The 19,555-nt window shown below is 70.0% G+C and carries 21 protein-coding genes; 7 read left to right on the top strand and 14 right to left on the bottom strand.

Translation table 11 applies throughout. From position 1 onward, the window contains the following. Window positions 1-104: 104 nt before the first annotated feature. Together F9C41_RS35320 and F9C41_RS35315 are read left to right on the top strand one after the other, a co-directional pair. A complete protein-coding gene (locus F9C41_RS35320) occupies window positions 105-1,229 on the top strand; it encodes an NADH:flavin oxidoreductase (protein ID WP_230690241.1) in 1,125 nt (374 codons plus the stop codon). Window positions 1,230-1,607: 378 nt separating this feature from the next. Further along, window positions 1,608-1,925: a hypothetical protein gene (locus F9C41_RS35315; RefSeq protein WP_155391181.1), complete on the top strand. Its 318-nt coding sequence runs from the start codon at window positions 1,608-1,610 to the stop codon at window positions 1,923-1,925. A 120-nt stretch (window positions 1,926-2,045) separates the two neighbouring features. Here the strand turns inward: F9C41_RS35315 and bluB are convergent, their stop codons facing one another. The 3 genes from bluB to F9C41_RS35300 all read right to left on the bottom strand — a co-directional run bounded on the left by bluB (window position 2,046) and on the right by F9C41_RS35300 (window position 3,743). Then, window positions 2,046-2,675: a 5,6-dimethylbenzimidazole synthase gene (bluB, locus tag F9C41_RS35310; RefSeq protein ID WP_230690240.1), complete on the bottom strand. Its 630-nt coding sequence runs from the start codon at window positions 2,673-2,675 to the stop codon at window positions 2,046-2,048. A gap of 307 nt (window positions 2,676-2,982) precedes the next feature. Then, complete coding sequence (locus F9C41_RS35305; RefSeq protein WP_155391179.1) at window positions 2,983-3,363, bottom strand: hypothetical protein; 381 nt, start codon at window positions 3,361-3,363, stop codon at window positions 2,983-2,985. Next, on the bottom strand, window positions 3,327-3,743 hold the full coding sequence (locus tag F9C41_RS35300) for a hypothetical protein (RefSeq protein ID WP_155391178.1): 417 nt from the start codon (window positions 3,741-3,743) through the stop codon (window positions 3,327-3,329). The genes F9C41_RS35305 and F9C41_RS35300 overlap by 37 nt, the downstream gene beginning before the upstream one ends. An 86-nt stretch (window positions 3,744-3,829) precedes the next feature. Between F9C41_RS35300 and F9C41_RS35295 the strand changes: the two genes are divergently transcribed. After that, a complete protein-coding gene (locus tag F9C41_RS35295) occupies window positions 3,830-4,798 on the top strand; it encodes a hypothetical protein (protein WP_155391177.1) in 969 nt (322 codons plus the stop codon). A gap of 92 nt (window positions 4,799-4,890) precedes the next feature. Here the strand turns inward: F9C41_RS35295 and F9C41_RS35290 are convergent, their stop codons facing one another. Next, window positions 4,891-5,931 (bottom strand): enoyl-CoA hydratase/isomerase family protein, encoded by a 1,041-nt coding sequence (locus tag F9C41_RS35290; RefSeq protein ID WP_155391176.1) that lies wholly within the window; start codon window positions 5,929-5,931, stop codon window positions 4,891-4,893. 115 nt (window positions 5,932-6,046) lie between these two features. Further along, on the bottom strand, window positions 6,047-6,718 hold the full coding sequence (locus tag F9C41_RS35285; protein ID WP_155391175.1) for a GOLPH3/VPS74 family protein: 672 nt from the start codon (window positions 6,716-6,718) through the stop codon (window positions 6,047-6,049). Window positions 6,719-7,012: 294 nt separating this feature from the next. Between F9C41_RS35285 and F9C41_RS35280 the strand changes: the two genes are divergently transcribed. Then, the gene (locus tag F9C41_RS35280; protein ID WP_155391174.1) at window positions 7,013-8,452 is read left to right on the top strand and encodes an APC family permease; all 1,440 of its coding nucleotides are present in this window, start codon (window positions 7,013-7,015) and stop codon (window positions 8,450-8,452) included. Window positions 8,453-8,528: 76 nt separating this feature from the next. Here F9C41_RS35280 and F9C41_RS35275 read toward each other — a convergent pair whose 3' ends face one another. Beyond that, the gene (locus tag F9C41_RS35275) at window positions 8,529-10,502 is read right to left on the bottom strand and encodes a primary-amine oxidase (protein WP_155391173.1); all 1,974 of its coding nucleotides are present in this window, start codon (window positions 10,500-10,502) and stop codon (window positions 8,529-8,531) included. A gap of 126 nt (window positions 10,503-10,628) precedes the next feature. On the opposite strand from F9C41_RS35275, the gene F9C41_RS35270 reads away from it, so the two are divergent. From F9C41_RS35270 to F9C41_RS35260, 3 genes are all read left to right on the top strand, one after another. After that, complete coding sequence (locus F9C41_RS35270) at window positions 10,629-11,165, top strand: GNAT family N-acetyltransferase (RefSeq protein WP_155391172.1); 537 nt, start codon at window positions 10,629-10,631, stop codon at window positions 11,163-11,165. A 4-nt stretch (window positions 11,166-11,169) separates the two neighbouring features. Next, window positions 11,170-11,637, top strand: a complete 468-nt coding sequence (locus tag F9C41_RS35265) for a GNAT family N-acetyltransferase (RefSeq protein WP_155391171.1) — start codon at window positions 11,170-11,172, stop codon at window positions 11,635-11,637. Between the two features lie 200 nt (window positions 11,638-11,837). After that, window positions 11,838-12,596 (top strand): formylglycine-generating enzyme family protein, encoded by a 759-nt coding sequence (locus F9C41_RS35260; RefSeq protein WP_155391170.1) that lies wholly within the window; start codon window positions 11,838-11,840, stop codon window positions 12,594-12,596. An 85-nt stretch (window positions 12,597-12,681) separates the two neighbouring features. Here F9C41_RS35260 and F9C41_RS35255 read toward each other — a convergent pair whose 3' ends face one another. From F9C41_RS35255 to F9C41_RS35220, 8 genes are all read right to left on the bottom strand, one after another. Further along, on the bottom strand, window positions 12,682-13,743 hold the full coding sequence (locus F9C41_RS35255; RefSeq protein WP_155391169.1) for a hypothetical protein: 1,062 nt from the start codon (window positions 13,741-13,743) through the stop codon (window positions 12,682-12,684). A 114-nt stretch (window positions 13,744-13,857) separates the two neighbouring features. After that, window positions 13,858-14,748, bottom strand: coding sequence for an aminoglycoside phosphotransferase family protein (locus F9C41_RS35250; RefSeq protein ID WP_196280088.1), 891 nt, complete (start codon window positions 14,746-14,748; stop codon window positions 13,858-13,860). A 105-nt stretch (window positions 14,749-14,853) separates the two neighbouring features. Then, a complete protein-coding gene (locus tag F9C41_RS35245; protein WP_155391167.1) occupies window positions 14,854-15,297 on the bottom strand; it encodes a hypothetical protein in 444 nt (147 codons plus the stop codon). Beyond that, window positions 15,297-15,701, bottom strand: coding sequence for a hypothetical protein (locus F9C41_RS35240; protein ID WP_155391166.1), 405 nt, complete (start codon window positions 15,699-15,701; stop codon window positions 15,297-15,299). Before F9C41_RS35240 ends, F9C41_RS35245 begins: the two co-directional genes overlap by 1 nt. A 44-nt stretch (window positions 15,702-15,745) precedes the next feature. After that, the gene (locus tag F9C41_RS35235) at window positions 15,746-16,384 is read right to left on the bottom strand and encodes a GOLPH3/VPS74 family protein (RefSeq protein ID WP_155391165.1); all 639 of its coding nucleotides are present in this window, start codon (window positions 16,382-16,384) and stop codon (window positions 15,746-15,748) included. An 80-nt stretch (window positions 16,385-16,464) separates the two neighbouring features. After that, on the bottom strand, window positions 16,465-17,469 hold the full coding sequence (locus F9C41_RS35230; RefSeq protein WP_155391164.1) for an acetamidase/formamidase family protein: 1,005 nt from the start codon (window positions 17,467-17,469) through the stop codon (window positions 16,465-16,467). Then, window positions 17,466-18,929 (bottom strand): APC family permease, encoded by a 1,464-nt coding sequence (locus F9C41_RS35225; protein ID WP_407924769.1) that lies wholly within the window; start codon window positions 18,927-18,929, stop codon window positions 17,466-17,468. The genes F9C41_RS35230 and F9C41_RS35225 overlap by 4 nt, the downstream gene beginning before the upstream one ends. A gap of 131 nt (window positions 18,930-19,060) precedes the next feature. Further along, the gene (locus F9C41_RS35220) at window positions 19,061-19,477 is read right to left on the bottom strand and encodes a helix-turn-helix domain-containing protein (RefSeq protein ID WP_196280085.1); all 417 of its coding nucleotides are present in this window, start codon (window positions 19,475-19,477) and stop codon (window positions 19,061-19,063) included. Between the last annotated feature and the right edge of the window lie 78 nt (window positions 19,478-19,555).

Here is a 19,555-nt window from a genome sequence, read left to right as displayed (position 1 = left end):
GCATCGCAACCATATCTCGTGTCATCGCAGGTCTGACACGTGCGATTGCAATGGCCCACGACCGCCTCGCGCATCGCGCGAAGGCGCGAGCAAGGAGTTTCTCTGTGATCCCGTCCAGTGCTGCCCTCCGCACAAGCCAGATCTTCCAGCGCCCCATGACCATCGGCAGCCTCACCGTGGAGAATCGCATCGTCATGGCACCGATGACTCGTGAATTCTCGCCCGGCGGTGTCCCGGGTACCGATGTGGCGCGGTACTACGCACGCCGGGCGGCCGGCGGAGTGGGCCTGATCATCACCGAGGGCACTTACATCGACCACCCCTCCGCGGGTGACAGCGACCGAGTGCCGCGATTCCACGGAGAGAAAGCCCTGGCGGCCTGGGCACATGTGGCGGCGGAAGTCCACCGTGCGGGTGGAAAAATCATCCCCCAGCTCTGGCACGTCGGCATGGTCCGTCCCGCCGGCGCTCCGCCCTTCCCCGAAGCCGTCCCGATGGGCCCCTCCGGGATCGGCCTGGACGGCAGCCTGTCAGGCAAGTCGATGACCCAGGACGACGTGGACGCGGTGGTCGCCGCCTACGCCGACGCTGCCAGCACTGCCGAACGCCTCGGCTTCGACGGCATCGAACTACACGCCGGTCACGGCTACCTGATCGACCAGTTCCTCTGGGCACACACCAACCGCCGCAACGACCGGTACGGCGGCGATCTGGCCTCCAGAACCCGTTTCGCCGCTGAAGTCGTGGCCGCCTGCCGCAAGGCCGTCGCCCCTGACTTCCCGATCGTGTTCCGGTCCTCACAGTGGAAGGCCGACAACTATGGCGCCCGGCTCGCCGAGACCCCTGAGCAACTCGAAGCCATCCTGACGCCGCTCGCGGAAGCCGGGGTGGACGCCTTCCACGCCTCCACCCGGCGTTACTGGCTCCCGGAGTTCGACGGCTCCGACCTCAACATGGCCGGGTGGGCGAAGAAGCTCACCGGCAAGCCGACCATCACCGTCGGTTCCGTGGGTCTCAGCGAAGATGTCATCGCGACGCAGCAAGGCGGGAAGGAAGCTCGGGTCGCCGGCGTCGAGAAGCTGCTGGACCGCCTCGAACGCGACGAATTCGATCTCGTCGCCGTCGGCCGTGCCCTCCTCGCCGACCCGGAATGGTTGCAGAAGATCCTCGCCGGGCGAATCGATTCGCTAGTGCCCCACACCTTCGAACAGCTCGGCGTCTTGCGCTGACGAGCACCCAGCCCGGAACGAGTCATAGTCCGCGCTGCCGCTTGACCGGCCGACCGCGGTGCGTTGTACCGACTTCGCTGCGCGAGCTGCCTGCGGGCACACGGACAGGGCCGCCCGGCCCCTTCGCGGGACAGGCGGCCTACGCAAGGTCGTCTGGATCATGGCGTGCGTGACCAGCAGGTCGGTCGCAGTCGGCGACGGAGCGGTGTTAGCGAGGTCAGCGAGGTTGGGCGCTGATGGGGCGTCGCTAAATCCGAGATGATTCTCGTGATCTACCAGCACGGCGATCGCGGCGATCTCCACGAGTTGAAGCGGCAAGGCTAGATCGACCACGCCGATCACCGTGCTGGTGGGACGGTGGCTGCCGAACTACTCGGCGTGCAGACGTGCCGCGTCGGCAAATACCCGGTCGAGTGGCACATCCCGGTGTCGCAGCCGACGACGGCGATCGTCGAGGCGACCGGTACAGCCTCAGCCGGCGGCACCTCGCCGTCGCGCACTCCGATCACCGCGGAATCGACCACGCTCGTCGGTGCCAGCGCTCTGGTTCCGGCGCTCGGCCTGGTGAAGGCGGCGAACCCGACGTCCGTCGCCACGGCGGCGTGGCCGCACCGGCCATGCGCCGAGCATGATCCGGGCGTCGGTGGCCGGCGGGGTTCAGACCAGCCGCGCCACCGGCGCCCGATTCTGCGGTGACACCGCCCGGCACTGACGCACCACGCTCGGCGCGGCAACCATCCGCTAACGTCGATCATGGGTGCTGCCTGGCGGACCGGCTGAAACAGATACCGAGACTGTCGTCCGAGCTTCTCCACGCTACCGGTAGATCACCTGCCGACAGACGTTGCTCCGCGCCTGCCAGCCGACTCGCTCCAACTCGGGAGTCGCGGACTCGTCCAAGGACCGGCCGAGACACAGATACGCCACGAGCTTCCAATGCCTCGGTACGTCGAGATCGTCGGCCATCCGATCCGGATCGATGATCGACACCCAGCCGACACCGATGTCATGCGCCCGCGCTGCCAGCCACAACGTGTGCACGGCAAGAGCAGTCGAATACCGCAGCATCTCCGGCATCGTCCTGCTGCCCAAGCCATGCCCCTGGCTCGTGTCCTCATCACAGAAGACGGCGAACTGGCGTGGGGCCTCACTCAATCCCGCGAGCTTCAGGTTCGCATAAAGTTCGGCCCGCTCGCCTTCGTAGCCCTTCAAGGCATCGGCGTTGGCAGCCGAGAAATTCGCGACAACCGCGCTGCGGTGTCGGGCCTCATCGACAGACACGAACCGCCAAGGCTGAGAGTTGCCGACCGACGGGGCCAGGCATGCCAGATCGAGCAGGTGTTCGACCAGCTCGTCGCTGATGGGCTCGCTCGCGAAGTGGCGAACGTCGCGCCGCCAATGCAGAAGTCTTTCGAATTCGTCGGCGAACCCCTGCGTCAAACTCAACCCGGAGCCTCCAGGCGAGCGGCCATCGTCGCTCGAACGGGTCGTGCACGACGGCCGAACTGTCGTCACCGGTCCGCCCTTTCCTGTCGGGTCAAGCGCCGAACGTCCGCAGCCCGCTTCGGAATTGCCTCGACAAGTCCGCGCTCTCGAATTCGCGCACTGCCCCATACGGCGCGCAGGACGCCGTTGGGATCATACGGTGGTCGCGATGCCGGGGCAGGTCATCGGCCCTTGCGGCCGCCACTCGAGGACTTCACCGCACCAGTCCCCTCGCGTAGAGCGCGTGCTGCTGTCGGTCCCCGGGAGATCACGAGGGCAGCTCGTACTCCTCCGCGAGCCGCTCGGCGTAGCCACGCACCAGGTCGTCACCGGTGGCGCGCACCCGCCGGACCAGCTCAGCTGCTCCACCGGTTGCGCCCCGGTCCAACAGCAGCGCAGCGAGCAGGCATCGGCACCGGTTGTCCAACAGCGCGGCACCGTGACGCAGCACGGCCTCCGCCTCGACCTGTCCATGCGGCACCTTCAGCAGGAGCGCGCCGAGGATCGGCAGAGCACCGGTGTCGCCGGCCGCCACCTGACTGCGGTGATGCTCGATCGCCTCACCGAGCTCGCCGGGTTCGCCGTGATTGCGCAGGAAGGCCGCATACATCGTCAACGCGCTGACGCTGCCGCATTCGACGGCCACCATGAAAGCGCGCGAGCTTCGGCCGTGTCGCCCTGCCGGGCGCGCAGCGCCGCCAAGGACGCGACCGACTCGACGTCCCCGGCCGCGATCGCCGCCCGATACACGGCCTCCATCGCAGCGGGGTCCTCCCGTACACCAGGCCAGTTGACCAGCTTCACGACCGCCCGGCGGTCCCCGGCTTCTGCCGCTCTGCGGTACAGGGCCTCCGCCATGGCGTGTTCGCCCTTGGCCGACATCTCTTCGGCGGCCTGGACCAGAGCGGCAGTCGCCCGCGGCCGGCTCGCTCTGCGGAACGCCGCACGCGCGTAACCTGCGGCGAACGCTTCGGCGTAGGAGGACGGCAGGCGACCGACGATGGCTGACCATCGCGCCCGTAAACCCATACCGCCGATTCTGGCAACACCGTGCACGTCGCAGCAGGCCGCCGGGCCGGGTCCCGCCGAGGAAGATCTTGCTCTAACCTCTGGCCATGTTCTTCCTCGATCGTCTCCTGTCACGGCGACCGCACGTCACCACCGTCACCGACCTCGCCATGGATGACGCCGAACTCGCCGCTGTGCGGGATCTGGCCGATGTCAGCAGCGAGTGGCAGCCGGTCGCCCGCCTGCTGCGCCAGGAGGTCGACGCCGATCGGCGAGGCACTCAGTTCAACACCTTCGCTGCCGCTGCTGCCGCTGACGGCCGTTGGCTCGACAAGTGGCTGGCCGACGAGCCGGATGCGCCCGAGGCACTGACGCTGCAGAGCTGGGCACTCGTACAGCGTGCCTGGCTGGCCCGTGGCGGCAGGTTCGCCAGGTACACCGCCGCGGAGGCGTTCCAGCAGTTCCATCGCATCCTCGACGAGGCGGCGCAGGCGTCCGCCCGCGCGCTCGCCGTCAACCCGGGCGAGCCCGTTGCGTGGGTGGCCGCCTTGTGGCTGGCCGTCGGGCAGCAGGAAGGGCTGGACGAATTCAACCGCCGGTGGGACGGCCTGCGGGCGTGCGCACCCCATGACCGCCTGGGTCACAACGCCGCCTTGCAGTATCTGTGCGCCAAATGGCATGGCTCTCATGAGCAGATGTATGCATTCGCCCGCAACGTCGCCGACACCGCGCCCGCCGGCTCCCCGCTGGTGGTGCAGATCATTCAGGCACACATCGAGTACGCGCTGGTGGAGAGCGAGGATGCCGCCGCCTTCTGGAAGCGGCCGGACGTGCGCGACGACCTGGCCGTCGTGCTGCGCCGCTGGCAGTCCGAGGGCCCACACACCCATGCCCTGGCGCTGCACGATCGCAGCCTGCTCACGTTCGCACTCTGCGAAGCCGGCATGTGGGAACAGGCGGGCGAGCAGTTCGAGGCCACGAACCATCGGGTGTACGAGTACCCGTGGTACTACAAGGCGTACTCCCAGCGCCACCTCGTCGAAGCACACCGCAGAGCGATACGCGGCCGCCGTTAGCCCCGTGACCGCAGCGGTTCACCGCGCACAGCCGGCCAGTCGACACGGGGTCGCCCGACTCGGCTCCTTGCCTTCGACCACGATCATCGCTTTCACCCGCGAAGGTCGAGGTCCTCGGCCGTGGGAGCGAAGTAGCCGGCGATCGTGTCGACGTCGACACCGGCGAGGTCGGCCGGCTTCCAGTGCGGGTTGCGATCCTTGTCGATGATCTGGGCGCGTACCCCTTCGGCGAAGTCCACCGATCTCAGCATGGCCGCCGACAGCCGGTACTCCTGCTCCAGCGCGGCTTCCAGCGACGGCAGCCCGGCCGCGGTGCGCAGCGAGCGCAGGGTGACCACCAGCGCGGTCGGTGACTTGGCGGCGATCTCTGCGGCTGCCGCGCGCGCCGCCGGGGCAGGGTCGGATCGCAGCCGGTCGAGGATCTCGGATACGGAGTCGGCGGCGTAGCACCGGTCGATCCACTCCCGGCCTGCGGCCAGTTCGCCCTCCGGCACGGCGAGCGCGTGCGAGGCCACGGCACTGGCGGCGTCGGCGCCGGCCAGCGCCGCGGCCAGCCGTGGCAGCCGATCGGCAGGCACGATGTGGTCGGCGAGCCCGGCGTGGACGGCGTCGGCGGCCCCGATCGACGCCCCGGTCAGGGCCAGGTGTGTGCCGACCTGCCCGGGTGCGTGCGACAGCAGCCAGCTGCCGCCGACGTCGGGGTGGAAGCCGATGCCCACCTCCGGCATCGCCAGCCGGGAGCGTTCGGTGACGATCCGTACGCCGGCGTGTGCGGAGATGCCGATGCCGCCGCCCATCACCAGGCCGTCCATCCAGGCCACGATCGGTTTGCGGTATCGGGCGATGGTGGCGTTGAGCCGGTACTCGCGGGCCCAGAACTCCAGTGACCTGCTGCCGCCGGACACCGCGTCGGCGTGGATCGCGCGGATGTCGCCGCCCGCACACAGCCCGCGATGACCGGCGCCGGTGACCAGCACCGTCCGGACCCGGTCGGAGGCGGCCCACAGGTCGAGGGCCTGCTGCATGATCGTGACCATCTCGGTGGTCAGCGCGTTGATGGCCCGCGGCCGGTTGAGTGTGATCCGGCCCAGTTGGCCGGTGAGCCGGGTCAACACGGACGGCGGGGCACTCACGAGGCAGCCTCTCTCGCGGCACCAGTGGCTCTTCGATCAACTCACGAAGATCATCATGGTATAACAGCGCCACTTGTCGATGGCCGCGCGACGGCACCCCTCCGGGCCCTGATGGTCAGCGGCGCACCCGCCGGGCCAGGGCCGCCTTCGTCGTCGACACACCCTTGATGATCGCCTGTTCGGCGGGGTGCATCCGGTCGAGCAGCAGAGCAGAGTTGTACGCCGCCTCGTCCGGCCCGACCGTGGGGATCGCCTCCCACATCTCCATCGCCGCGACCAGCCCCGCCAGCACGGCGTAGTGGGCGTCGGCCGGCGCCTGCCGGCGGCCCGGCGGGTCGCGCAGCACGCCCAGCATCAGCGAGCGCGGCCGCGCCGCGGTGAACGGGTTGACCGCCACCAGGCGGCTCTGCCGGCTGAGCACGCCGCGCTGGACCTCCTCGATCACCGCCTGTCGCTTGAGCCGTTCGGCGACCAGCAGATACAGGTCCTCGCGCAGGTAGTCGATCCACGACGCGGCCGGATGGGTGACGGGCTCCTGGCCGGCGACCTTGCCGAGCACATGGTCGAGGACCGGGTCACCGGTGAACGTGGGCGTGGTGCGCACGAGCACCGCGCCCTCCTCCAGCGCGATCGCGCGCTGCCAGCCGAGCTCGATCAGCACGGCGGCGGCAAGGCCGAGACCGAACACCTCGTCGCCCGCGTGCCGCTTGCCGGTGTATTCGTGGTGGCCGATGAGAAACAGTTCGTCGGCCACGGCGAACCTGTCCGAGACGGAGAAAGTCGACATGGGGATCCTAGGTGATCACTACTCGGCGGGGGGATCGTTTCCGCATGCCGCGATGCATGCTCTCGTCTGTGCAAATTGGAAAGGCTAGTGGACATCACCGATCCGTTCAACTGCTCAGACATAGACCTTAGCGAACTACATTAACGAAGCGTTACATGTATTGATCCATGTACCTGCACGCATTACTATGCACCGACCGTTCACCCCGAAACCAGGACTAGAGGAACCATGAGCACCTCTGAACAGACACGGGGAGCCGCGATCCCCTCGGGCGCTTCGTCGCCCTTACCGCCCATGCTGGCCCCCGCCGACCTGGGCCTGGCCCGCCGCCGGCTCAGCACCAGCTCGCTGGTCTTCTTCACCGTCTCGGCCAGCGCCCCGATGACCGTCCTCGCCGGCGGCGTCGTCGCGACGTTCGCCGTCACCGGCTCGGTCGGCGTGCCGCTGGCGTTCCCGCTCGTCGCCGCCGCACTGGCGCTGTTCGCCGTCGGCTACGCCGCGATGAGCCGTCATGTCGTCAACGCGGGCGTCTTCTACGCCTACGTGTCACAGGGACTCGGCGGGGCGCTGGGGGTCGGCGCCTCGTTCGTGGCCCTGCTGGCATACAACGCCATCCAGATCGGCCTCTACGGCCTGTTCGGCGCCGCGCTCGGCGGGTTCGTCGAGGCCAACGGCGGCCCCGCACTTGCCTGGTGGGTATGGGCACTGGCCGCGCTCGCCCTGGTCGCGATCCTGGGCCTGCTGCGCGTCGACCTCAACGCCAAGGTCCTCGCCGTACTGCTCATCGCCGAGGTCGCGGCCGTCGTCCTGTTCGACTTCGGCGCGCTCACCAACCCCGCCGGCGGCACCGTCACCTTCGACGGCCTCGACCCGGGCAACCTGTTCGGCCCCGCCATCGGCGGCGTGCTCGCCTTCACCGTGGCCGCGTTCGCGGGCTTCGAAAGCGCCGGCGACTACGCCGAGGAGGCCAAGGACCCCCGCCGCACCGTCGCCCGGGCCCTGTACGTCGCCATCGCCATCACCGGTGTCCTGTACGCGCTGTCGGCGTGGGCTCTGACCGTCGGCGCGGGCCCCGACAACGTCGTCGCCCAGGCCCAGGACCCCGCCGCGGGCCTGCCGTTCTCACTGATGGCCGCGCACTTCGGCGACACCGTCGCCAACATCGCGAACCTGCTCCTGCTCACCAGCGTGTTCGCCGCGCTGCTGTCGTTCCACAACACCGTCGCCCGGTACCTGTTCGCCGCCGGACGCGAGAAGGTGCTGCCCGCCGTCCTGGCCCGCACCGGCCGGCGCACCTCCGCGCCGTTCGTCGGCTCGCTGCTGCAGACGATCCTGGCCGTCATCGTCGTGGCCGTGTTCGCCGCGCTCGAACGCGACCCGGTGATGGAACTGTTCACCTGGCTGTCCTACGTCTCGGCCGTCGGCCTGCTCGTGCTCATGGTCGGCACGTCGGTCGCAGTGCTGGCGTACCTCAACCGGCACTCCGGCGCCGAGACGCTCTGGCAGCGCACCATCGCCCCGGTGCTGGCCACCCTCGCCCTCGGCGCGATCACCGTCATGACGATCGTGAACTCCGACGCGATGCTGGGCGCCGAGGCAGACTCGCCGCTGCGCTACATCCTGCCGGGCCTGGTCGGTGTCGCCGTCGTGCTCGGCGCCGCCTGGGGCCTGGTGCTGCGCTCGGCGCAGCCCGCCGTGTACGAGCGGATCGGCAAGGGCGGCCCGGCGGAATGAGCCGCGCCCCACGGGGGGCCACAGATGTAAAGGATGGGGCGGACGCCGACGCGTCCGCCCCATCCTTACGCCCTGTTCAGGACGAGCAGCAGCCGCCGCTGTCCCCCTCGGCCGCCGGTGAGGCGCAGTGCGACGCCGTCGAGGCGGGCACGTCCAGCGTCGGGTTGCGGTCGAAGAAACCGACCGGCTTGAGCGTGAACCCGGCCCGGTCCACCGGCATCACCGGCCAGTCCTCGGTACGCGGGAAGTGCGTCAGGCCGAACGTGTGCCACAGCACCACGTCGGTCGCCGTCAGGTCCCGGTCCTGTGCCGTCCACGCGGGCAGCCCCGTGCCGCCGGCGTGCTGGTTCGGCAGGTCCCCCGACGGGTAACGCTCCGCCGGGTCGTAGCGGGTCACCCACAGGTGGTGCGTCGCGAACGCCGCCCGCTGCGAGATCGACGCCGTCGGATCCGCGGCCAGCACCGGCTGGCCCTGCGGGTACAGCGCATAGCCGACCGGCTGGCCCAGCCGGTTGTGCTTGGCCGGGTTCACCACGTGCCAGGCGCGGGCGCTGGCCGGCTCGGCCATCCTCGCGCCCTGCGACTCGCGCTCCACCGGCGTCACCAGCTTCGTGAACGCGTTGCCGTGCGGGTTGTCCGGCCCGACCGGCAGCCGCTGCAACTGCACCTCGTTGACCGTGTTGGCGACGCCGTCGACGGTCATGTCCAGCCGGGCGCACCACATGTGCTGGTGGTACGGCCCGCCCAGCCCCGGCGCGACCTCGTCGGCGAACGGGCTGCCCGGCACGTACGACGAGGTGAACATGACACCGGTCGCCTTGCACTCCAACTCGATCGTGCCGTCCAGGTACAGGTACCAGTAGAAGCCGTAGTCGTAGTTGCCGACCGTCACGAAGAACGAGATCACCAGCCGCCGCTGCCGGCGCGTCTCCGACGAGCCGGTGAACAGGTCGGTGTGCTTCCACAGCACCCCGAAGTCCTCCTCGTGCATGCAGATCGCGTTCGGCCGCGGCTGCGGCTCCCCCAGGTCGTCGGCGACCACCGCGTCGAAATAGTGGATCTCACCGAGGCAGTCGCAGCCCAGCTGCAACGCGTTGACCTGCGCCCCCAGGCTGTACTCGCCCGCGTCGAAGTAGTTCTGCCACCACCGCGCCGGCGACGGGTCCGCGTACGGCACCACCATCTCGGCGATGCTCGCCCGGTAGATCACGTCGCGGCCGTTGAGCGACAGCTGGTGCAGGGTCAGGCCCTCGCGGGCGTCGAACCCGATCCGGAACTTCCAGCCCTCCCAGCTGACCACGTCGTCGTCGACGGAGAAGCTCGGCCCCTCCGGCTGGGTGATCTCGATCGGCTTCAGCGTGGTACGCAGCGGGCCGACATAGGCCGGGTCGTCGTGGTTGTGCTCCTCGGCCGGCACCGGCAGCAGCACGTCGTCGATCAGCTCGATCACCCGCCGCTGCGTCAGGTCGACGTAGGCCACCACGCCGTCGACCGGGTGCGCCCACGGGTGGTCGGCCTCGCGGTGGCGCACGAACGACAGCACCCGCACCATCCGCCGACCCTGCTCGTCCGGCTTGGTCGCCGCACCCGCCGACAGCGGACACGGACACACCAGGTCCAGGTCGGTGATGCCGCGCCGCGCCATCGCCGCCTGCCAGCCCGCGTCCGCCTTGACGATCTCGTCGGCCGCGATGTACTCCTCCAGCATGATCGCCGGCTGACCGTCCCGGACCGGGTCCAGCACCCGCCGGCTGTCCACCTCGCCCTTGGACAGCGACACCACCGTGTCGGTCGCCACCCCGGTCGCGACGTCCAGCAGGATCACCCGGGCCCGCCGCGGCACCAGCGCACCGCCGCTGTCGAGCACCTCGCCCTTGACCGGCTCCTCCAGGCCCACATACGTGAACCGGGTGCTCTCCTGGACCAGCCCGGCGGCACTCAGCACGGCACGGGCCTGGCGCATCTCCTCAGCACTGAGCCGGGCCAGCGGGTGCGCACCGGCCGGTTCAGGCCGCTGCGAAGGTATCTGGTGCAGCGCTGAAGAACTCATCAGTGCGCCTCTTTCATCGGCAATCTCGGACACGCGAACATCCTCATCGCAGTAAAGTCCGATGTCGAGCCCGAACATCGCGCGACGGCGCTCTATGCCCGACAGCGGTCGATCGGAGTCACGCCCATGTTCGATGCCCAGCCCACCCTGACCGGTGCACTCGTCCACGCCAGGCCGCTGCGCGAGGCCGACTTCGACGGCCTGTACGCCGTCGCCGCCGATCCGCTGCTGTGGGCCCAGCACCCGCAGCAGGACCGGCACCAGCATGACGTCTTCCGGCGGTTCTTCCTCGACGCGCTCTCCTGCGGCGGCGCGCTCGCGGTCGTCGACGCCCGCGACCACCGCCTCATCGGGACGTCCCGCTACCACGGCCACGACGCACAGCGCCGCGAGATCGAGATCGGCTGGACGTTCCTCGCACGCTCCCACTGGGGCGGCGCCTACAACGGCGAGCTGAAACACCTGATGCTCCACCACGCCTTCAGGTTCGTCGACACCGTCGTCTTCCTGGTCGGGCCGACGAACGTACGCTCGCGGCGGGCGGTGGAGAAGATCGGCGGGGTGCGCTCAGGCACGAGACCGGACGCGAGCGGCTCACCCAGCGTGGTCTACCGGATCGCGTCCGACGACTGGCCCGAGGGCCGTGCCGGCAAGGCAGGCTGAAGCGATGGAGCTCGTGGACGTCGAGGTCAGACTCTCTGTCGAGAGTGAGCGCCTGGCGCAGTTGATGGAACTGTTCGCCGCCGAATGGTGGACGGCGGGCCGCCGCCCCGACGATGTGGCAGCGATGTTGACCGCCTCCGACCTGGTCTTCGCCCTCGTCGAACGGTCGACCGACCGCCTCGTGGGATTCGCCCGCGTCCTCACGGACGGCGTCTACCTGGCCTGCGTACTCGACGTGATCGTCGCGTCTCACGCCCGCGGCTCAGGTATCGGCCGCGTGCTGCTCGACGCGATCGTCGACCATCCCAGGTTGGCCGGTGTGCGCAGCATCGAGCTCGTCTGCCAACCCGAGCTCATGCCGTTCTACCGGAACTGGGGCTTCACCGAGGAGGTCGGCCGGTCGCGGCTGATGCGGCGATCCTGCGACCCGCGACTGGCACCGGCTCCACCACCGCCGCGTGATCACAAATGACGCGGGTCGGCTTCACGCCTGTGTGAAAGGGCCTGATCGGCCGGGCAGACACCCGCGAGTAGCTGGTACGGCCGTCACGGTTGTTCGCTGGGCTGCTGCAACTCGCGCTGGCGGTATTGGCTGCCTCGAGCGGGTGCACAGTGCCGGCGTCGCCTCGTGCTCGCCCAGCCTGTGCGGCCGGGCTGCTAGCGTTCGGCGCCATGTGGACTGAGGAGATCGTGGCCGGGCGGCCGGCCCAGCGGCACATTCCGTCCGGCGTGATCTTTCGGGCGGTGCCGGGCGGGATCTTCCGCATGGGTCTGTCAGAGGCGGAACTCGCGGCGGTCCGCGCAATCGAGCGCGCCGGAGGAACCGAGGACACACTTGAGCCGTTCTTCGCCAGCGCCGGGGCTGCCCAGCCGGTACGCGAGGTGCGGGTCGAACCGTTCCTGATCGCCCGGCACCCGTTGACGGTCGCGCAGGTCCGGCACTGGCTGCCCGAGTACTACGACGACTACGCCAACGCGGACTCCGGCACGGCCCGGCTCGAAGACGACCTGGACGATCTGCTCGAGGCGCTGCCGTTCAGGCTGCCGAGCGAGGCTGAGTGGGAGTACGCGGCCCGGGCCGGCACCACCACCTTGACCTTCTACGGCGACGGGAAGCCCGGCGAGGACCTGCTGCTCGACGACTTCGGCGATGAGCAGCGGACGGCCGCCGCCGAGAACGCCTTCGGGCTGGCCGCGATGGGCTCGGCGAACGAGATCTGCACCGACGTGTGGCTTCCCGGGTTCGTGGGCGCCCCAGCGGATGCCCGCCCGCGCACAGGAGACGGACCCAGGGTGGTACGCGGCGGCGCCGCCGACCTCTACCCGTGGCAGGGCTGCGACGAATGGCTGCTCCTGCTCGCCGCGACCCGCTATGAGCACGCTCAGTTCACCGCGGTCCGCCCGGCCGTGCCACTGCCACCCCGCAGCTAGTCGGAGCCGCCGGGCGAGACGGATGCACCGCAATGCCTGCCATGCCACTCACCGGACAGCAGCTCAGCCGACGACCCGTGACTGTCTAAAAAGGATCCCGAACGTACCCGAGGTTCATGCGGTCGTAGATCGCGCGCAGCCACGGCAGGCGGACCTCGGGCAGCCGGGCCAGCGTGTACACGAACAGACTCCGGTCCAGGCTGAAGGGCCGTGCCGGCAGCAGCGCCGACGGGTCGTCGCGATGGATCTCGTCACGCAACGAGCCGCCTCCCCGAACAAGCCTGCGGTCGCGAGGAAAGGCCAGAATCGCCCACATGTCCCAGGCAAGCGGCACCACAGCGGCCGCCCCGACCTGCGGCCAGTGCTCGCCGGTCCGCGGATGCTGCGGCACGAGCGCGATGTCAGCCGACACCGCAGGCAGGCCCGGTCCGGCCAGGGCCAGGGTCCGGGCCAGCGGTCCCGGTGGGAGCAGCGCGTCAAGCGGTCGACGGAACACGTCGGCGACCGGGCCGTCCGGGACGATCACCGGGGCCCCGCCGGACACGGCCAGCAGATGGGCCAGCCCGATCCCGGCGGCGGCCTCCCACCGCGAGTCCCAGCGGCCGTCCGGCCTGACCAGAGGTGTTCCGGGCCTGCGGCGTCGCAGCGTCTCCCAGTCGACCGGCGGGTCGGTCGCCGGTTCGCCGGGCAAGCCCCGGACCGCCCGCGGGTCCAGCCACACGGCCTGCCAGCACTCGCAGTCGTCGACGTAGGCCGCCACCGCGGTGCCGCACCGCGCACAGGCCATGTTGGGTCCGGCCCGGCCGTCCAGCCCGTAGCAGCCGACCAGGCGGTCCGCTATGAAGACGGTCTCCCGGATGTCGCCCGTCGCGACCGCGACGACACCCGTCGGCCCGTACGGCACCGAATACACCGGCGCGTACACGCCACGCGCGGCCGCCTCGACCTCACCGACCTCGTCCCAGAGGCGGTGCGGTGGTCCATAGGCGTGGGGGCGCACCGCGTACGTTCCGGGCTCCATCAGCACGCCGAGCAGCTCGTGGCCGAAGTGCCGGTGGGCGTGGGCGTCGGCGTGGGCGGGAAGCGGAACCTGCGACACCGGCACGGTCAGCGTGGCACCACAGCGCGCACATGCGAACACCGTCATGCCATCCTCCGTGCGTCACACGGCTACCGCAGGGATCGCCGCGTCCGGGCCCTCGCCCAGATGTTCATCATGTCCAGCGGGTCAACCCGAATACGAGGGCCCGGTGGACGGATGTCATCCCGCGGCCAGGATGCGCGCCAAGGTGCGCCGGCCCATCAGGCTCATGGCCGGATTGCTGTCGACGTAGTACCAGGCCGCGCCGATCGCCTGCTGGAAGGCCCAGGCCTTGCCGCGCTCCCAGGTCGCGCCGTCGCAGCCGAGTTCGGCGCGCAGCACCTGCCGTGGTCCGGCTTCGAGCAGATGCCACGCGCCCACCAGGTCCAGCGCGGGGTCGGCCGGTCCGAGCCCACCGACGTCGAGCACCCCGGCCAGACGCCCGCCGGAGACGAGCACGTTGCCGGGGATGAGGTCGCCGTGGTTCATCACGTCCGGGGTGTCACCCCGCGGCAGGTCACGCAGCCGCGACCACAGCCGCCGCAGCCGCGGCACGTCGAACAGCTGCTCGCTGTGACCGAAGCAGGTCTGCACCCAGTCGTCGTGCCTGCGCAGGTCACCGCCGCGGCCGCCGCCGCTGAACCGCCGCCCGCCGGTGCCGATGGCGCGTACGTCGGTGATGAACCTGGCGAGGTCACGTGCGAACGCCTCAGAGTCGCCGGGATCGTCGTCGGTGGCGATGACGCCCGGCACCCACGTCTGCACCGACCACGGCATCGGATATCCCGGTCCGGGCTCACCGAGCGCCACCGGTTCGGGCGTCGGGAACCGCGTACGCGACGCCAGCTCGCGACCCGCGGCCGCCTCGGTCTCCAGCTCACGGCGGGTCTTCGCGACATCGCCGGGCTGCAGCGGGAAGCGGCCGGTGAGCCCGTCACCGATGCGGAAGATGGCGTTGACCGTGCCCTGCGAGCGCAGCTCGGTGACCGGCAGGTCCTGCCACTGCGGGAACTGCTCGACGATCAGCGCGCCGACCGTCTGCGGGGTGACGGTGAGCTGGTTGGCATGCATCTGCACTCAGGCAGCATTCCTTCGATCGCGCCAGCTCGGCAAACGAATTCGCCACGGACGCAGTAGAGGGCGGAAATCGCGGGTCCTTGCGGCACGACCGCATGCTCAGCCCAGGTTGGCCGCGTCCGGGCCTTCGCCCCAGATGTTCATGGCGGTCCAGCGGGTCAGCCCGTAGACCAGCGTCCAGCCGACGGGTGTCAGGTAAAGCGCCACGATGACGTACGCGGCGATGGTGCCGGCCTGGATCCGGTCCCGCAGCGACTGCTCGCCTTCGCCTTTCAGAGCCCGCCGTCCGCGCCAGGCCAGCAGTGCCGCGAGCAGCGGCACGAGCCACGCCGCGACCATGGCGAGCAGGGTGAGCACCCCGAACGGCTGGGTGATCGAGCCGCGGACCGACGTGCCTTCGGGCAGCGGCCCGTAGACCATGTCGTAGACGCTGTTGCTGTTGCCGCCGTGGACGCCGCCGAGCAGCGCGTACAGGAAGGCGAACACGGCCAGCCCGAAGGCCCAGACCAGGGTCAGCTGCGCGCGCCAGAGTCGGTCGGTCATCAGTCGAGGATCCAGTTCAGCAGCAGGCGGCCGGGCGGGGTCAGGGTGAAGGCGATGAACGCGACGGTGAGCCCGCCCGCGAGGTACATCCACCGCCGCAGGCCGTCGGGCATCTGGCGGCGTCGCCTGGCCAGCGAGGTGAACGACATCAGCAGCGACAGCGTCGCCAGCGGCGGGCCGACCATCGCGATGAGGATGGCGGGCACGGCGAACCACCCCAGCACGCCCGGGAGCGCGTCGCCGGGGGCCTGGCAGCCGATGTCCGCCGAGCAGTGCGTGGTCCCCTGGAAGGTGAACAGGAACAGGTACGGGATCGCGGCACCTGCGACGTAGAGCGCGACGCTCGCGAGCTGCGCGGCGACGAGCAGCCGGGCGGCGAGGAAGCGGGGCGCGGGCGCTGACACGCTCGGAGCATACGATTCGCCGATCTTCGGCACCAGGTCCATGGTCAGCCGTGTGCCTGCAGGGCGACCGCGGCGACGGCGGTGTCGACGGCGGCGAGCAGGTCCCGGTAGGCGGGGGCCAGGCGGCCGGGCAGTTCGGCCAGGCGCTGGCGCACGGTCGACGGGGACAGGGTCGGGGCGACGATGTTCAGGTCGACGGCGTTGGCGATGCAGGCGAGCAGCGCCGAGTGGGGGTCGAAGTCGGCGGGGCGGCCGATCAGGAAACCGAGCCGCACCACCGAGCGGGTGGCCTCGTTGGGGTCGGTCGCGGGGAAGCGGACCTGCACCCGGCCGGTGAAGCCGCGGCTGGTCTCGCGTTTGACGACGCCGCGGCCGACGAGGCGGTAGGCGACGAGTTCCTTGATGTCGCCGCGCAGGTGCTCGACCCACTGATGCACGCGGTGACCCGGGCCGACCCGCTGCAGCAGTGCCACGATCTGGTCGACGACCGGGTCGCCGTTCTGTTTGGCGGTCCAGCCGGTGACGCGGCCGCCGTCGACGGTGAGCGTCTCGGCGATGAGCAGTTCGCCGAGTGCGGCCGCGGCCAGGCCGACCGACAGCACGTCGTGGTTGAGCTTCGGCTTGCCGCTGTATTCGTCGTGCCCCATCACGAACAGCTCGTCCGCGAGCGCCAGCTCTGGCATCGATTCCCCCCAATGGACCCCGGAAACGCGTTGTGGCCGGAGCGGTCGCTCCGGCCACAACGCCTGATCTGTTCCTGCTGTTACCGGTATGCCGCGCCCAGCGCCTTGAGCCGCTGGTGCACTCCGTCGTACGCGCCGGCGCGTCCCAGGTACGCCTTGGCCACCTTGGCGACCATGGTGTAGTTGGTGTCGCAGACGTTGCCGACGGGCGCCTCCCCGGCCTGGCTGACCAGCTGCAGCGCGTCGAGCAGGTCGAGGCCGGTCAGCTCGGACACCCAGGTCACCAGGTCGTGCTGGCTGATCCGGAACGCGTCCTCCAGCGGCCGGGCCGAGCCGGTCGCCATCAGGTGCGTGTCGGACTCCAGCCGCGGCCACGGCGTGCCGACGCCCTTGATCAGGTCGACGACGAGCACGGTCTCCATCGCGGCCTCGACGGCGACGCCGGACACCTCGCCCTGGCCCTGGCGGGCGTGGCCGTCACCGACGGCGAACAGGGCTCCTTCGACGTTGACGCCGAAGTAGGCGGTCACGCCGGCCCGCAGTTCCGGGGTGTCCATGTTGCCGCCGTGCGCGTCGGGCGTGATCGTCATCCGGGCCTCGAACGCGCCCGGCGCGACGCCGACCGTCCCGTGCATCGGGTCCAGCGGCAGGTCCACCGTGAAGTCCGAGTTGCGGGCCGAGTAGCGGGCCACGCCCGCGGCGAGGTCGATGTCGTACACCCAGACCCGCTCCTCCAGCGGCGGCTGCAGCGTCGCGGTGTGCGACGTCGACGTCAGCGCCCCGAAGTGCGGGAAGGTGCTCGACACGGCCCAGTCGCGGGCCGGGGTGATGGACACGAAGTGCAGCGCCAGGGTGTCGCCCGGCTGGGCGCCTTCGACGAAGAAGGGGCCGGTTACCGGGTTGAGGTACGGGAAGCGGCAGACCTGCGAGGGCAGGTCGCCGAATCCGCGCACCACGCCGCCGAAGCAGTCCTCGGTGCGGATCTTGAGCACGTCCCCGGGGCGGACCTTGGCCACGGGCGGGTTGGGCCCGAAGGTGTAGGCGAGCTGCTCCGGTGTCGGGTTGAACTCGATGTACTCGCTCACGCGGCGTCCACGCCGCCCTCGGTGCCGCCGACGCCGGACAGCTTGGGCCGGCGGCCCATCGCGAACAGCACGCCGAGCACGACCAGGCCGAGGCCGATCCAGATGAAGCCGGTGATCTGGGTGTAGAGCTTCATGTTGATGAGCACCGCCACCAGCAGGCCGGCGCCGACCACCGGCACGACCAGGTGCAGCAGCCAGTTGCGGCTGCCGTTGCGCACCACGTAGTGCCAGATGACCGCGGCGTGCAGCGCCAGCCAGGCGACCATCGCGCCGAAGTTCACCATCGTGGCGATGAGTGTGATGGTGTCCTCGCCCTTCTCGGTGAGGTAGTACAGCGCGGTGCCGCTGATGGCCAGCGAGACCAGTGCGGTGAACAGGACCGCGTTGACCGGCGACGCGTGCTTGCTGGACACCTTGGCCAGGAACTTGGGCAGCTGCTTGTCGCGGGCCATCGCGAACAGCAGGCGCGACAGCGCGGTCTGGGCGACCATCGAGTCGGGCAGGCCCCACGCGATCGCGGTGGCGACCAGGCACAGCGTGGCCAGCCACGGGGCGCCCGCAGCGGCCTCGGCGGCGGCGTAGAACGCGTTGCCGATGGTCGCGGCGTCGCCGTTGATCAGGCCGGCCGGGTCGGTGACGAACAGCGACGCCACCCAGGTCTGGGCGATGAAGATCAGACCGGCGAGCAGCAGCACCACGGCCATGGCGCGGCCGACCTGGCGGGAACCGCCCTTGCTCTCCTCGGCCAGCATCGAGATGCCGTCGAAGCCCAGGAAGCTGAGCGCGGCGACCGACACCGAGCCGAGCACGATGCCGAAGCTGAAGTTGTCGGAGTTGAAGAAGGCGCTGGTCCAGTCGCCGTTGCCGCGGCCGTCGGCCAGGCCGATGACGCCCATGACCAGGAAGATGCCGAGGACGATGAGCTCACCGGCGATCATGATGTTGATGGCCACCGCGGTGAGCCGGATGCCGAAGTAGTTGATCACGGCGTTGATGGCGACGAAGCCGACCAGCCAGATCCACGCCGACACCGACGGCACCGCCGCCTCGATGGTGACCGAGGCGACCAGGTAGAGCAGGCCGGGGACCAGGAAGTAGTCGAGCATGATGGCCCAGCCGGCGATGAAGCCGACCGGTGCGGCGATGCCGCGGCCCGCGTAGTTGTAGACGGAGCCGGCGATCGGGAACGCCTTGATCATCTGCGCGTACGACGAGGCGGTGAACAGCATCACGATCAGGCCGGCGATGTAGGCCAGCGCCACCATGCCCTGCGAGGCCGCGTACACCGACCCGAAGATCGCGAACGGCGCGATCGGCACCATGTAGATGAGGCCGTAGAAGAGCAGGTCGGTGAAGGTGAGCGAGCGGCGCAGCTGCGGGGTGTACCCGAAGGAGCTGAGCTCGGGGTCACCGGCCGGTGTGGCCGCGTCCCCCGTGGCCGCCGTGGCAGGCGTTAGCACGGACATAACCGGTGCCTCCAGTAGTTGTCTGAAGTTCGACGTAGAGTGGCGCGGCGTTCACGCCAACGTCTCATTTGCGAGCACTACCAGTGCGCCGCATAGATGTCCGATCCGGACAAGTCTCGTACCGGCTAGTTGTCCGTGCCATCCAATGCGGCCAGCGCGTCCCGGACGAACGGATGAGTCGCCGACAGGTTCGTGTCCGCGAGCACCATCGACAGCAGCCGCCGCGCATCGTCGACCGACGCGTCCCCGACCTCCTTACGCCGTCGCCGCCGCCCGTCGCTGGCCTGCTGCTCGGCCCGCACCGCCGGATACATGCCCGACAGCAGGCCGCCGGTCTGCAGCACCTCGTCACACCGGCGCGCCAGATCCTCGGTCGGCCAGCGCTCGCCCGACTCGACCTTGGCGATCATCGCCTCGCTGTGCGGCATGCGCTGCGCCAGCCGGCCCTGCGAATACCCGCGCACGCCACGCCACCAGCGCAGCTGCGCCGCGAAGTCCCGGGCTGCCGACGCCTGCGCGCGGCCCGTCAAGGGCTCGGTCATGCCCCGCCTCCGAGGGGTCAGTGTCCACAAAGGACGTACCGTACCGCCCCACCCCGTGCGGCTGAAATCACGAGACAG

It is taken from the genome of Catellatospora paridis (assembly GCF_009720365.1).
Taxonomy (GTDB): Bacteria; Actinomycetota; Actinomycetes; order Mycobacteriales; family Micromonosporaceae; genus Catellatospora; species Catellatospora paridis.
The sequence above is the reverse complement of the archived record's forward strand: the minus strand, read 5'-3'. Positions and strand labels throughout refer to the sequence as shown.